The 14777-nt window shown below is 66.5% G+C and carries 10 protein-coding genes and 3 rRNA genes; 1 reads left to right on the top strand and 12 read right to left on the bottom strand.

What is annotated here, in order from left to right; genetic code table 11:
• Nucleotides 1-160 precede the first annotated feature (160 nt).
• Complete coding sequence (locus ACSP97_RS20315; RefSeq protein WP_440553682.1) at nt 161-1375, top strand: DUF5667 domain-containing protein; 1215 nt, start codon at nt 161-163, stop codon at nt 1373-1375.
• A 102-nt stretch (nt 1376-1477) separates the two neighbouring features.
• Here ACSP97_RS20315 and ACSP97_RS20310 read toward each other — a convergent pair whose 3' ends face one another.
• The 12 genes from ACSP97_RS20310 to ACSP97_RS20255 form a co-directional block, all read right to left on the bottom strand.
• Nucleotides 1478-2524, bottom strand: a complete 1047-nt coding sequence (locus tag ACSP97_RS20310; RefSeq protein WP_355145130.1) for a lysophospholipid acyltransferase family protein — start codon at nt 2522-2524, stop codon at nt 1478-1480.
• 24 nt (nt 2525-2548) lie between these two features.
• On the bottom strand, nt 2549-3607 hold the full coding sequence (locus ACSP97_RS20305; protein ID WP_355330873.1) for an NAD-dependent epimerase/dehydratase family protein: 1059 nt from the start codon (nt 3605-3607) through the stop codon (nt 2549-2551).
• A 231-nt stretch (nt 3608-3838) separates the two neighbouring features.
• Complete coding sequence (locus ACSP97_RS20300; protein ID WP_003948845.1) at nt 3839-3937, bottom strand: 30S ribosomal protein bS22; 99 nt, start codon at nt 3935-3937, stop codon at nt 3839-3841.
• A 133-nt stretch (nt 3938-4070) separates the two neighbouring features.
• On the bottom strand, nt 4071-4283 hold the full coding sequence (locus ACSP97_RS20295) for a helix-turn-helix domain-containing protein (RefSeq protein WP_070022648.1): 213 nt from the start codon (nt 4281-4283) through the stop codon (nt 4071-4073).
• 129 nt (nt 4284-4412) lie between these two features.
• A complete protein-coding gene (locus ACSP97_RS20290; RefSeq protein ID WP_355145125.1) occupies nt 4413-5210 on the bottom strand; it encodes a phosphatase in 798 nt (265 codons plus the stop codon).
• 113 nt (nt 5211-5323) lie between these two features.
• Nucleotides 5324-6496, bottom strand: coding sequence for an acetoin utilization protein AcuC (locus ACSP97_RS20285; protein WP_440553678.1), 1173 nt, complete (start codon nt 6494-6496; stop codon nt 5324-5326).
• Nucleotides 6447-7661: an MFS transporter gene (locus ACSP97_RS20280; RefSeq protein ID WP_355532805.1), complete on the bottom strand. Its 1215-nt coding sequence runs from the start codon at nt 7659-7661 to the stop codon at nt 6447-6449. Before ACSP97_RS20280 ends, ACSP97_RS20285 begins: the two co-directional genes overlap by 50 nt.
• 23 nt (nt 7662-7684) lie before the next feature.
• Entirely contained in the window at nt 7685-8437 is a 753-nt protein-coding gene (locus tag ACSP97_RS20275; RefSeq protein ID WP_391869862.1) for a VC0807 family protein, read from the bottom strand.
• A 94-nt stretch (nt 8438-8531) separates the two neighbouring features.
• Entirely contained in the window at nt 8532-9176 is a 645-nt protein-coding gene (locus ACSP97_RS20270; RefSeq protein ID WP_355532809.1) for an HAD family hydrolase, read from the bottom strand.
• 71 nt (nt 9177-9247) lie between these two features.
• Nucleotides 9248-9364 (bottom strand): 5S ribosomal RNA (gene rrf, locus ACSP97_RS20265).
• A gap of 105 nt (nt 9365-9469) precedes the next feature.
• Nucleotides 9470-12588 (bottom strand): 23S ribosomal RNA (locus tag ACSP97_RS20260).
• Nucleotides 12589-12890: 302 nt separating this feature from the next.
• Nucleotides 12891-14415, bottom strand: a 16S ribosomal RNA gene (locus ACSP97_RS20255).
• Together the 16S, 23S and 5S rRNA genes form the textbook arrangement of a ribosomal RNA operon.
• Between the last annotated feature and the right edge of the window lie 362 nt (nt 14416-14777).

The raw sequence follows: 14777 nt of genomic DNA, 5'->3' as shown, positions 1-14777 counted from the left end.
TGTCCGTAACCCAAGTGCCGCGCCAGTCGTTGTGCGGGATACAGGCTCCCTGTGGTCGCTTCCCGGCCGCCCCATCGCTCGATCGGGTGGAGAAGGCCGGGTGTGCAACCCTCAGGACCCCCTGGGGAGTCGACCGTCATGACGAGAGGAGGTGCCGCCAGTGATCGCGAACGTATCGGCGCACCGGCGGGCGAACGCCTTCGCCCAGGCCCTGGAGGAGCAGTCCGACCGGGACACGGCGGCCGAGCAGTCCGCAGCGCCGGCGGGGGACCCGCCGGTCCCCGAGGATCCGACCGAGCAGGGCCGGCTGCTGGCCCTCGCGGAAGACCTCGGCGCGCTGCCCAAGCCGCAGCTCGACCCCGAGGTCAAGGTCGTCCAACGCGCCCAGCTGGTGGCCGCGATGGAGGCCATGTTCCAGGAGGGGGCCGGGGCGGCGGACGTGTCCGTGCCGGGTCAGCGCCGGGCCAAGGGCGCGCATCGGGCGAGCCCGCTGGGCAAACTCCGGCCGCGGTCCAGGCTGACCAAGGGCCTCGCGGCCGGCGGGCTCAGCGTGGGCGTGGCCGCCGGGGCCTTCGGCGGGGTCGCCGCCGCGAGCTCCGACGCCCTGCCCGGCGACTCGCTGTACGGACTGAAACGCGGCATCGAGGACTTCAAGCTCAACTACCTGAGCGACGGCCAGGACCAGCGCGGCCAGACCTACCTCGACCAGGCGTCCACCCGGCTCGGCGAGGCCCGCCGGCTGATGGACCGCGGCCGCGGCGGGCACCTCGACCACGAGTCCATCGGCGAGATCCGCCGCACCCTTTCCGGGATGCAGCGCGACGTCACCGAGGGCCACCGGCTGCTGCACGCGGCCTATGAGGCCGACCCGGACTCGCTGGGCCCGATCCAGGCGCTGTCCGCGTTCTCCCGGTCCCACCGCGAGGCCTGGAGCGCCCTCAGCGACAAGCTGCCGGTGCAGCTCGGGGACGTCAAAGAGCAGGTGTCGTCGGTCTTCGACGCCATAGACCAGGAGGTCGCCCCGCTCCAGTCCCTGCTGCCGCAGCAGCCCACCCAGGGCGGCGACGGCAAGCACCGGGGCTCGGGCCCGGCATCCACCGGCGCCACCGGCCGCCACCGGTCGGCCCCGCCCAGCGACACCCCCTCCGCCGGCCACGCCACCCCCGGCGGCCCCAGCGGCACGGCCACCGGCAACACGGGCGACGGCCTGCTGGGCGGCAACACGGGCGGCCTGCTCGACCCGCCCAGGTCGGGCGGCGACAGCAACCCGCCGTCCACCACCAAGCCCCCGGCCACCGCCCCCGACGTCACCCTGCCCCCGCTCCTCCCGGGCCTGCTCCCGGGGCTGGGGATCGACAACAACGACGCGAACTAGGGCAGTACGGCGGTGGGGGCGCCCCGAGAACAGGGCGCCCCCACCGCCGTACACCCCCGGCCGGGAGAACTCGGCCGGAAGAAGACGGTCAGCACAAGACCGTCAGAAGAAGACCGACCTGCGCTGCACCAGCAGCTTGTACAGCGTGTGCTGGATCTGCTCCCGGACCTGGTCCGTGAGGTTGAACATCAGCATCGGATCCTCGGCGGCCTCCGGCGGGTAGCCGTCCGTGGGGATCGGCTCGCCGAACTGGATCGTCCACTTCGTCGGCAGCGGCACCGCGCCCAGCGGGCCGAGCCAGGGGAACGTCGGCGTCAGCGGGAAGTACGGGAAACCCAGCAGCCGCGCCAGCGTCTTCGCGTTGCCGATCATCGGATAGATCTCCTCCGCGCCGACGATCGAGCACGGGACGATCGGCACCCCCTGCCGCAACGCCGTCGACACGAACCCGCCCCGCCCGAACCGCTGGAGCTTGTACCGCTCGCCGAAGGGCTTCCCGATGCCCTTGAACCCCTCCGGCATCACCCCCACCAGCTCGCCCTGCTCCAGCAGCCGTTCCGCGTCCTCCGCGCACGCCAGGGTGTGCCCGAGCTTGCGGGCCAGCTCGTTGACCACCGGCAGCACGAACACCAGGTCCGCCGCGAGCAGCCGCAGATGCCGGCCGGCCGGATGCCGGTCGTGCACCGCGACCTGCATCATCAGCCCGTCCAGCGGCAGCGTCCCGGAGTGGTTCGCGACGATCAGCGCCCCGCCCTTGTCGGGGATGTTCTCGATGCCCTTCACGTCGACCCGGAAGTATTTCTCGTACACCGGCCGCAGCAGCGACATCAGGACCTGGTCGGTCAGCTCCGCGTCGTACCCGAAGTCGTCGACCTCGTACTCCCCGGTCAGCCGGCGCCGCAGGAACGCCAGCCCGGCCGCCACCCGCTGCTCCAGCCCGCCGGACGCACCGGACCCGGGCCGCTCCACCGGCTCGTCCGGCTCCGGCCCCCGTGCCGGCAGCCGCTGCACCTCACCCAGCTCCCCGCCGCCGCTGCCGGACCCGGCGCGGCGCCCGCTCGCGCCCCGCCGCCGCCCCGGCCGCTGGGCACCGGTTCCGGAGCCCCGGGACCGGTCGTCGTCGAAGGGAATGACCTTGGCGTCCGCCATCGTTACCGCGCTCCTCGGTTGACGCTAGTCGCCGCTGTGGGTCGTGGACCGGCCACCGCCCGGCAGGGTCGCGGCGATCCGGTCGACCGCTCCCGCGACGGTCTCCGGCGGCAGCAGCCCGGCGCCCTGGCCCCGGGCGAAGTCCGCGAACGCCTCCGCCGTCGTGTAGCGGGGCGTGAAGCCCAGCGTCTCGCGCATCTGCACGGTGTCCACGACCCGCCCGTGGGTCAGCAGCCGGAACTGCTCCGGTGAGAAGTCCGTCATACCCAGCGTACGGACCAGGGAGCCGGCCCAGGTCACCGCGGGCAGCAGCAGCGGCACCGTGGGCCGCCCGAGCCTGCGGGAGCACTGGGACAACAGCAGCACCCCGTCCCCGGCGATGTTGAAGGTGCCGCTGTTGAGGGTGCCCCGGCGCGGCTCGTGCGCGGCGAGCCGCAGCACGTCCACCACGTCGTCCTCGTGCACGAACTGAAGCCGCGGGTCGTAGCCGAACACGGTCGGCAGCACCGGCAGCGCGAAGTACGAGGCGAGCGGGGTGTCGGCGGCCGGCCCGAGGATGTTGGCGAACCGCAGCACGCACACGGCCACGTCGGGCCGGCGCCGGGCGAACCCCCGTACGTACCCCTCGACCTCGACGGTGTCCTTCGCGAAGCCGCCGCTGGGCAGCGACTTGGCCGGGGTGGTCTCGGTGAACACGGCGGGATCGCGCGGCGCGGAGCCGTACACATTGGTGCTGGACTTCACCACCAGCCGCTGGACGGCCGGCGACTTCTGGCAGGCACCGAGCAGCTGCATGGTGCCGATGACGTTGGTCTCCTTGACCGTGGCCCGGCTGCCGCCGCCGAGCGCGGTGCCCGTCACATCGAGGTGGACGACGGTGTCGGCGGCCGTCTCGGCCAGCACTCTGGCTATGGCCGGCTTGCGGATGTCGGTCTGGATGAACTCGGCCTCACCCAGCTCGTGCGCGGGCGGCACCGCGTCCACCGCGATGACACGCTCGACCTCCGGGTCCCGCTGGATCCGCCGCACGAACCGGCCGCCCAGCTGCCGGGCCGCCCCGGTGACGAGCACGACCTTGCCCAAGATCAGCGCCTTCCTTCCCGCGTACCGAAGTTCCGCGTTCCCCGTGAAGGCCAACTTAGCGGGTCGGTGTTGCGCCGTGATGACGCCCGGTGCGGGAGGGGCGGAATTTCCCCGGCCAGGACGAACCGGACGATCCGGACATGGCTGTGGCCCTCCGCCATTGCCGGCGGAGGGCCACAGAACACGCTCTCGCGGAGCGCCGCAATCGGTTCCCGCGTGCGCGGGACCGGATTACTTCTTGTTGCGACGCTGAACGCGCGTGCGCTTGAGCAGCTTGCGGTGCTTCTTCTTGGCCATCCGCTTGCGCCGCTTCTTGATAACAGAGCCCACGACTACCCTCGCTCACTTCTCATCACTCGGTTGTTTGGGCGCCATGGGCCCACACGACCTACGAGGGGCTAGCCTACCCAACCGAGCGCCGAGGTCGTAATCGAGGGTCTCCGGGATCCCCCGGAGGGGGTCGTCAGCCCGTCTCCACCCCCACATAGCTGTCGCGGAGGTACTCGTGGACCGCTTGTTCGGGGACGCGGAAGGACCGCCCCACCCGGATCGCGGGCAGATGACCGCTGTGCACCAGCCGGTACACGGTCATCTTCGACACTCGCATCACCGTGGCGACCTCCGCCACGGTAAGGAACTGAACCTCGTTCAGAGGCCTCTCGCCAGCTGCAGCCATGACACACCTGCACCTTCCGCACTCGACGGCCACCGGCTTCCCCTTCCGGTGACTCTTCGTCGCTGCGTGCTCACTCCCCAGACTAGGGGCGGGTGATACGAGTGGGGAAGAGGTGCACCCATCGGCGGCCTACTGTGACAGACACGCGCGTTTGAGTACGTAGCGGGTGAGCGGCCGGTAGTGACTAGACCGCGCTCCGTCGTCGAGGGGTACGACGACGCGGACGGCGCCCTCCGCCTGGCCGACGAACGGCGCGGGGTCGTCGGTGTCGGCCAGACCGATCGCCTCGAACCCCAGCTGACCTGCGCCGCAGACCCAGCCGTGGTCGCCGACGACCAGCTCGGGCAGGGGGCCGGGGCCGGCCGCGGCGGCCTCCAGGACGGCCCGGACGGGCAGGGGTGAATGACAGTGCGCGCCAGGCTCACAACCGGGGCGCCCGCCCTCGGTTTCCCGCACCAACGCGACGCGTCGTACGTAGTCGATGCGGTGCGTGCGTAGACCGAACCGGGTCAATATGTCGACACAGCGACCCTGCGCGGGGGTGAGGACCTCACATCCCGCCGCCGAGAGGGCGTCCGCGAGTGCGGCGTAGAAACCGAGCAGCGGCCGGGGGTGGCCGGTACCGAGGAGCACGGGCGCGCCACGCTGTGCCACCGCGGCCAGCCGTCCGGCGAAGGCGTCCAGCGCGGCGAGGGTCCGCCGGGGGTCGATCACATCCGGTCCTGAAGTATGCCGGGGATCGGCCGAAACCCCACACTTCTCGGCCATCAACGCGAGCAGTTCCGGCTCTGCCCAATTCCCTCGCGGGTCGATCCCGATCAGCAGGCGGGGGTCGCGGGCCGCGAACAACCGGTAGCTGCGGAGGCTGCGTTCCCGGGAGGTGCCCACGACCCCGGCCAGCCCGGCGGCCGGCAGATACCTCAACACGGGTGCGATGGTGCCCCCTTGCCCGGCCCGGCGAGGGAAACACCGGCCCGATACGGCACGTTCGGCCTAACGGTCTCCCGCCTCCCGCCGTACCGGGTGGCCGGGCGAGGACGTTACGGCAGCAGGCCGCGCAGGGGGAACGCCGACCGGCGTGTCGCCAGGATCGCCTGGTCCAGGCGGTCCGCCGGGTCGTAGCCGTCCTCCCAGGGCGACCAGGACACCGGCCAGCGGCCGTCCGTCATGCGCAGCGGGCCCAGCCGGCGTGTCCGGGCGTACACCTCCTGGCGCCAGCCCTCGGGGATCACCGTCTCCGGCGCCACCGGCTTTCCGGCGGCGATGCCCACGAGGTGCGTCCAGGACCGGGGCACGACGTCCACCACGGCGTATCCGCCGCCCCCGAGCGCGATCCACTTCCCGTCGGCGTACTCGTGCGCCAGCTCGTGGCAGGCCGTCTGCACGGCGCGCTGCGCGTCCAGGGAGACGGCGAGGTGCGCCAGCGGGTCCTCGAAGTGCGTGTCGGCGCCGTGCTGCGTCACCAGCACCTGTGGCCGGAACTCCGCGAGCAGCTCCGGCACCACCGCGTGGAACGCCCGTACCCATCCCGCGTCGCCCGTGCCGGCCGGCAGCGGCAGGTTCACCGCGGTCCCCTCCCCGGCGCCGGCGCCGGTCTCCTGCGGCCACCCGGACTGCGGGAACAGCGTCCGGGGGTGTTCGTGCACGGAGATCGTCAGCACCCGGGGGTCCTCCCAGAACGCGGCCTGCACCCCGTCCCCGTGGTGCACGTCCACGTCCACGTAGGCGACCCGTTCGACCCCCAGTTCCAGCAGCCGCGCGATCGCGAGGGCCGCGTCGTTGTACACGCAGAACCCGGACGCGCCGCCGGGCATCGCGTGGTGCAGCCCGCCCGTGAAGTTCACCGCGTGCAGCGCGTCCCCCCGCCACACCGCTTCGGCCGCCGCCACCGACTGCCCGGCGATCAGTGCGGACACCTCGTGCATCCCGGCGAACGCGGGGTCGTCCAGCGTCCCGAGGCCGTACGACCCGTCGGCGCCGGCCGGATCGGCCGAGGCGGCCTTCACCGCGTCGATGTAGTCCTCCCGGTGGACCAGTCGCAGCGTCGACTCCCCGGCCGGCTTGGCCGCGACGATCTCCAGCTCCGGGTCGAGTCCCAGGGCGCCGACCAGTCTCCGGGTCAGCGCCAGCCGGACCGGGTCCATCGGATGACCCGGGCCGAAGTCATAGCCCGTTACTGCCTCGTCCCACATCAGCTGTGCGCGGCCGCTCATGCCCGCCACCGTATCGGTCCGGTTGAGTCGCGAACGACCTGGCGTACACGAGCGTCACCAGCACCAACACCATCGGCAGCAGCATCGCCCCCCGATAGCTCCAGGCGTCGCCCACCGCCCCCACCAGCGGCGAACCGACCAGGAATCCGACGTAATTGAAGATGTTCAGCCGCGCCACGGCCGCGTCCGACGCCCCGGGGAACAGCCGTCCCGCCGCCGCGAAGGTCTGCGGCACCAGCACGCACAGCCCCAGGCCCAGCAGTGTGAACCCGAGCATCCCCAGCCACGCCCCGGGCGCCGTCGCCACCACCGCGAACCCGCCGGCCGCCAGCAGCGCGCCGAGCCGTACGACCGCCACGGCCCCGAACCGCCGCACCCCGAAGTCGCCCAGCGCCCGCCCGGCCAGCGTGGTCACCATGTACACGTTGTACGGCACCGTCGCCAGCTGCTCGGAGCCGCCCAGCACGTCCTTCAGGTACTTCGCGCTCCAGTTGGAGACCGTCGAGTCCCCGATGTAGGCGAAGGTCATCACCAGGCACAGCGGCAGCAGCAGCCGGAAGACCACTCCCCCGCCGCCGCTCCCCTCCGCCACCGGCGCCGGATCCCCGTCGACGTATCCGCGGCTGCCCACCAGCGCCGCCGGCAGCAGCACCGCGACCACCGGCAGATACGACACCCACAGCGCCAGCTGCCAGTGCGCCCCGGCCCAGGCCAGCGACGCCCCGACGATCCCGCCCAGGCTGTAGGCCGCGTGGAAGCTGAGCATGATGCTGCGCCCGTACGCCCGTTGCAGGCTCACCCCGAGCATGTTCATGGAGGCGTCCAGCGCGCCCACGGCCAGCCCGAACACCCCGAGCGCCACCGCCACCGCGGCCAGTTGCCCCTGGCCGCCCGCCCCGGTGCCCAGCAGGGCCAGCAGCACCACCGGCTGGGACCAGCGCAGCAGCCGGCTGGGCCGGACCCGCTTCACCAGCTGCTCGGTGGCGACGCTGCCGGCCCCGGCCAGGACCGGCACCGCGGCCAGGAAGACCGGCAGCAGCGCGTCGGAGATGCCGTACCGGTCCTGGATGGCGGGGATCCGCGTCACCAGCAGGGCGAACGTGACGCCCTGGGCGAAGAAACCGAACGCCAGCGAGGCCCTGCCGCGCCGCAGCACATCAGTCATGGCGGCGAGCGTAGGGCCCCGGTCTACCTGTGGGTAGGTATCGCCAAAGGTGAATTTCCTTCAGTTTCAGGGGTGTTCAGGGGCTCGGCCGTCTCGGCGGAAAGCAGTTTCTCCATCGGCTCGGCGGCCCGTGCCCCGCTGACCAGGAAGGCGGTCGCCAGCGCGGCGACCAGGAAGACGGTGCCGAGCCAGACCATGGTGTCCACGGGCACGGTGTACGCGCCCACGACGCGCGCCACGCACTCCGTGAGCAGTGCCAGGCCCCAGACGGCGGAGAAGGTCCTCTCGTGCCTGCGGAAGGCCGCCGAGCGGGCCGAAGCGCCGGTGGCGAGCCGCTGCCACGCGGCCTCCTTCGCCGGGTCCCCCTTCACCAGGAAGGGCCGCACGGCGGTGCTCATCATCGGCCGCCCGAGCCGGACGGAGATCAGGATTCCGATGCCGATGGTGCTGCTGACCGCGCCGTCCTTGGCGAGCATCAGCCGCGGGTCGCCGGAGAGGTAACCCGCCAGCAGCGAGACGATGTTGACGGCCAGGATGAGCCCGGCCAGCGCGTTGGTGCGGCGCTCGCGCACCAGGCTCCACAGGGTCCGCGCCGCCGGCACCACGCTGCTCCAGGCGAGCGCCGCGAAGGTGCTCGCGCCGAAGGCGCCCTTGAGGAGGTAGTACGCCCCGAGGGGCACCGCCACGTCCACGATCAGCGGCCGGAAGCCGTCCAGCACGCTCGGGTCGCGCTGGTGCTGTTCGGCTCGGCCCTTGGTCCCCGTGTCCTTCGTCATGTTCCCAAGCTTCGCCGTGGGCGGGAGCGGGCTGGTAGGAACGATCGTCCGGACGTCGGCATGACAGATGTCAGGCACTCGCCGGTGGCGCGGGTCATATCAGCAGGTCGGCCAACTCGTCCATGTGGGAGAACAGTTGGGTGGCGCCGGTGAGTCGCTCGGCGGGTGTCATCGCGGTGAACCCATACACGTCCATTCCGGCCGCCACGGCCGCCTGGACGCCCAGTGGGGAGTCCTCCACGACCGCGCAGCGCTCCGGGGCGACGCCCATCCGTTCGGCCGTGTAGAGGAAGAGGTCGGGTGCGGGCTTGCCGCGTCCGACGTCCTGCGAGCTGAAGATGCGATCCTCCTGGAACCACCGGTCGAGTCCGGCGGTGCGGTGCCCGACCCTGATCTTCTGGTGGCTGCCGGAGGAGGCCACGCAGTACGGCACTCCGTCCGCGGCCAGCTTCTCCAAGACGTCCACCGCGCCGGGGACGGGCCGCAGTTCCCGCTCGAAGGAGGCGAAGATGCGGGCGTGCAGGACGTCGTCGAAGTCCTCGGGGAGCCGGCGTCCGGTGCGCTCCAGGACGAGGTCGTGGACGCGGTGCATGGCCGACCCCATGTAGTCCCGCAGGGAGTCCTCGTACGACGTCGGGACGCCCAGCTCGGTCAGGTAGGCGGCCAGGTGGCGGTTGGAGATCGGCTCACTGTCGACCAGGACGCCGTCGTTGTCGAAGATGATGAGGTCGTAGCGCATACGCCAACCCTAAAGGCCCTGAAACGCGGAAAACCCCCCGCACCACAGTGCGGGGGTTCCCCTCAAAAATTGTTCGGCGGCGTCCTACTCTCCCACAGGGTCCCCCCTGCAGTACCATCGGCGCTGTGAGGCTTAGCTTCCGGGTTCGGAATGTAACCGGGCGTTTCCCTCACGCTATAACCACCGAAACCCTAATGGTTTCGAGCGAACAAGCACACTTTGTAGTTATGCGTTCTGCTCTGAGCCGGCAACCGTTCGTTGCCTCAGAACTTACACAGTGGACGCGAGCAACTGAGGACAAGCCCTCGGCCTATTAGTACCGGTCACCTCCACCAGTTACCTGGCTTCCAGATCCGGCCTATCAACCCAGTCGTCTACTGGGAGCCTTACCCCATCAAGTGGGTGGGAGTCCTCATCTCGAAGCAGGCTTCCCGCTTAGATGCTTTCAGCGGTTATCCCTCCCGAACGTAGCCAACCAGCCATGCCCTTGGCAGAACAACTGGCACACCAGAGGTTCGTCCGTCCCGGTCCTCTCGTACTAGGGACAGCCCTTCTCAAGACTCCTACGCGCACAGCGGATAGGGACCGAACTGTCTCACGACGTTCTAAACCCAGCTCGCGTACCGCTTTAATGGGCGAACAGCCCAACCCTTGGGACCGACTCCAGCCCCAGGATGCGACGAGCCGACATCGAGGTGCCAAACCATCCCGTCGATATGGACTCTTGGGGAAGATCAGCCTGTTATCCCCGGGGTACCTTTTATCCGTTGAGCGACGGCGCTTCCACAAGCCACCGCCGGATCACTAGTCCCGACTTTCGTCCCTGCTCGACCCGTCGGTCTCACAGTCAAGCTCCCTTGTGCACTTACACTCAACACCTGATTGCCAACCAGGCTGAGGGAACCTTTGGGCGCCTCCGTTACCCTTTAGGAGGCAACCGCCCCAGTTAAACTACCCATCAGACACTGTCCCTGATCCGGATCACGGACCCAGGTTAGACATCCAGCACGACCAGACTGGTATTTCAACGACGACTCCACAACCACTGGCGTGGCCGCTTCACAGTCTCCCAGCTATCCTACACAAGCCGAACCGAACACCAATATCAAACTGTAGTAAAGGTCCCGGGGTCTTTCCGTCCTGCTGCGCGAAACGAGCATCTTTACTCGTAGTGCAATTTCACCGGGCCTATGGTTGAGACAGTCGAGAAGTCGTTACGCCATTCGTGCAGGTCGGAACTTACCCGACAAGGAATTTCGCTACCTTAGGATGGTTATAGTTACCACCGCCGTTTACTGGCGCTTAAGTTCTCAGCTTCGCCCCACCGAAGTGGAGCTAACCGGTCCCCTTAACGTTCCAGCACCGGGCAGGCGTCAGTCCGTATACATCGCCTTACGGCTTCGCACGGACCTGTGTTTTTAGTAAACAGTCGCTTCTCGCTGGTCTCTGCGGCCACCCCCAGCTCAGACCGTAAAGATCATCACCAGGTGTGGCCCCCCTTCTCCCGAAGTTACGGGGGCATTTTGCCGAGTTCCTTAACCATAGTTCACCCGAACGCCTCGGTATTCTCTACCTGACCACCTGAGTCGGTTTAGGGTACGGGCCGCCATGAAACTCGCTAGAGGCTTTTCTCGACAGCATAGGATCATCCACTTCACCACAATCGGCTCGGCATCAGGTCTCAGCCGTATGCAAGGCGGATTTGCCTACCTTGCGGCCTACACCCTTACCCCGGGACAACCACCGCCCGGGATGGACTACCTTCCTGCGTCACCCCATCACTCACCTACTAACCGCTTGGTTCAGCGGCTCCACCACTCCCCTTCACCCGAAGGATCCAGGGCGGCTTCACGGCCTTAGCATCACGATGCTCGATGTTTGACGCTTCACAGCGGGTACCGGAATATCAACCGGTTATCCATCGACTACGCCTGTCGGCCTCGCCTTAGGTCCCGACTTACCCTGGGCAGATCAGCTTGACCCAGGAACCCTTAGTCAATCGGCGCACACGTTTCTCACGTGTGAATCGCTACTCATGCCTGCATTCTCACTCGTCAACCGTCCACAACTACCTTCCGGTGCTGCTTCACCCGGCAGACGACGCTCCCCTACCCATCACAGCAGGCGTTGGCCCTAATGCTGCAATGACACGACTTCGGCGGTACGCTTGAGCCCCGCTACATTGTCGGCGCGGAATCACTAGACCAGTGAGCTATTACGCACTCTTTCAAGGGTGGCTGCTTCTAAGCCAACCTCCTGGTTGTCTGTGCGACTCCACATCCTTTCCCACTTAGCGTACGCTTAGGGGCCTTAGTCGATGCTCTGGGCTGTTTCCCTCTCGACCATGGAGCTTATCCCCCACAGTCTCACTGCCGCGCTCTCACTTACCGGCATTCGGAGTTTGGCTAAGGTCAGTAACCCGGTAGGGCCCATCGCCTATCCAGTGCTCTACCTCCGGCAAGAAACACACGACGCTGCACCTAAATGCATTTCGGGGAGAACCAGCTATCACGGAGTTTGATTGGCCTTTCACCCCTAACCACAGGTCATCCCCCAGGTTTTCAACCCTGGTGGGTTCGGTCCTCCACGAAGTCTTACCTCCGCTTCAACCTGCCCATGGCTAGATCACTCCGCTTCGGGTCTTGAGCGTGCTACTAAAAACGCCCTATTCGGACTCGCTTTCGCTACGGCTTCCCCACCCGGGTTAACCTCGCAACACACCGCAAACTCGCAGGCTCATTCTTCAAAAGGCACGCAGTCACGAGAAACACCGAAGTATTTCCGACGCTCCCACGGCTTGTAGGCACACGGTTTCAGGTACTATTTCACTCCCCTCCCGGGGTACTTTTCACCATTCCCTCACGGTACTATCCGCTATCGGTCACCAGGGAATATTTAGGCTTAGCGGGTGGTCCCGCCAGATTCACACGGGATTTCTCGGGCCCCGTGCTACTTGGGTGTCTCTCAAGCAAGCCGCTGACATTTCGACTACGGGGGTCTTACCCTCTACGCCGGACCTTTCGCATGTCCTTCGCCTACATCAACGGTTTCTAACTCGCCCTACGGCCGGCAGACCGTAGAAGAGAGATCCCACAACCCCGCACACGCAACCCCTGCCGGGTCTCACACGCATACGGTTTGGCCTCATCCGGTTTCGCTCGCCACTACTCCCGGAATCACGGTTGTTTTCTCTTCCTGAGGGTACTGAGATGTTTCACTTCCCCTCGTTCCCTCCACACTGCCTATGTGTTCAGCAGCGGGTGACAGCCCATGACGACTGCCGGGTTTCCCCATTCGGAAACCCCCGGATCAAAGCCTGGTTGACGACTCCCCGGGGACTATCGCGGCCTCCCACGTCCTTCATCGGTTCCTGGTGCCAAGGCATCCACCGTGCGCCCTTAAAAACTTGGCCACAGATGCTCGCGTCCACTGTGCAGTTCTCAAACAACGACCAGCCACCCATCACCCCACCAGCAAAACCGGTGAGTGCACTGGGGCCGGCGACTGAGGAGAAGATCATTCCCTCAGACACCCAACAGCGTGCCCGACACCCTCCGCTGCCCTCTCATCCGTTCCACGCCGAAGCAGTACTAGGAAGAAGAGCCATCCGAAAAGTGCCGAGTAGTCAACGTTCCACCCATGAGCAACCAGCATCAGACATTCGCTGATGTACTGGCCTCTGACCAGGCAAGCCCGGTAAGAAGTGCTCCTTAGAAAGGAGGTGATCCAGCCGCACCTTCCGGTACGGCTACCTTGTTACGACTTCGTCCCAATCGCCAGTCCCACCTTCGACAGCTCCCTCCCACAAGGGGTTGGGCCACCGGCTTCGGGTGTTACCGACTTTCGTGACGTGACGGGCGGTGTGTACAAGGCCCGGGAACGTATTCACCGCAGCAATGCTGATCTGCGATTACTAGCGACTCCGACTTCATGGGGTCGAGTTGCAGACCCCAATCCGAACTGAGACCGGCTTTTTGAGATTCGCTCCACCTCACGGTATCGCAGCTCATTGTACCGGCCATTGTAGCACGTGTGCAGCCCAAGACATAAGGGGCATGATGACTTGACGTCGTCCCCACCTTCCTCCGAGTTGACCCCGGCGGTCTCCCGTGAGTCCCCAGCACCACAAGGGCCTGCTGGCAACACGGGACAAGGGTTGCGCTCGTTGCGGGACTTAACCCAACATCTCACGACACGAGCTGACGACAGCCATGCACCACCTGTACACCGACCACAAGGGGGGCACTATCTCTAATGCTTTCCGGTGTATGTCAAGCCTTGGTAAGGTTCTTCGCGTTGCGTCGAATTAAGCCACATGCTCCGCCGCTTGTGCGGGCCCCCGTCAATTCCTTTGAGTTTTAGCCTTGCGGCCGTACTCCCCAGGCGGGGCACTTAATGCGTTAGCTGCGGCACGGACAACGTGGAATGTTGCCCACACCTAGTGCCCACCGTTTACGGCGTGGACTACCAGGGTATCTAATCCTGTTCGCTCCCCACGCTTTCGCTCCTCAGCGTCAGTATCGGCCCAGAGATCCGCCTTCGCCACCGGTGTTCCTCCTGATATCTGCGCATTTCACCGCTACACCAGGAATTCCGATCTCCCCTACCGAACTCTAGCCTGCCCGTATCGACTGCAGACCCGGGGTTAAGCCCCGGGCTTTCACAACCGACGTGACAAGCCGCCTACGAGCTCTTTACGCCCAATAATTCCGGACAACGCTTGCGCCCTACGTATTACCGCGGCTGCTGGCACGTAGTTAGCCGGCGCTTCTTCTGCAGGTACCGTCACTCTCGCTTCTTCCCTGCTGAAAGAGGTTTACAACCCGAAGGCCGTCATCCCTCACGCGGCGTCGCTGCATCAGGCTTTCGCCCATTGTGCAATATTCCCCACTGCTGCCTCCCGTAGGAGTCTGGGCCGTGTCTCAGTCCCAGTGTGGCCGGTCGCCCTCTCAGGCCGGCTACCCGTCGTCGCCTTGGTGAGCCATTACCTCACCAACAAGCTGATAGGCCGCGGGCTCATCCTGCACCGCCGGAGCTTTACACCATCAAGGATGCCCAAGACGGTCATATCCGGTATTAGACCCCGTTTCCAGGGCTTGTCCCAGAGTGCAGGGCAGATTGCCCACGTGTTACTCACCCGTTCGCCACTAATCCACCCCGAAGGGCTTCATCGTTCGACTTGCATGTGTTAAGCACGCCGCCAGCGTTCGTCCTGAGCCAGGATCAAACTCTCCGTGAATGTTTACTCGGCCAAAAAATATTTCAGCCGGTTGGCACACACGGGAGCGGAACGACCGGAGGAATAGTCCGATCGTCCTCAGCGTCCTCGCTGTGTTTTTTCAAAGGAACCTCGACCATCGGTGATCCGATGGACGGGGTATCAACATATCTGGCGTTGACTTTTGGCACGCTGTTGAGTTCTCAAGGAACGGTCGCTTCCTTTGTACTCACCCTCTCGGGCTTTCCTCCGGGCGCTTCCCTTCGGTGTTTCCGACTCTATCAGATCTTTTCTCGATCCGATTTCCTCGGTGCTTTCCAGGTTTCCGCTTCCGCGTTTCCCTTTCCGGCGGTTCCGACTCTATCAGATCCTTTCGGCGTCTG

The sequence above is a fragment of the Streptomyces sp. SCPE 10 genome, assembly GCF_051980735.1.
GTDB classification, from domain to species: domain Bacteria; phylum Actinomycetota; class Actinomycetes; order Streptomycetales; family Streptomycetaceae; genus Streptomyces; species Streptomyces misionensis.
This window is presented reverse-complemented; position numbering and strand designations above follow the sequence as displayed.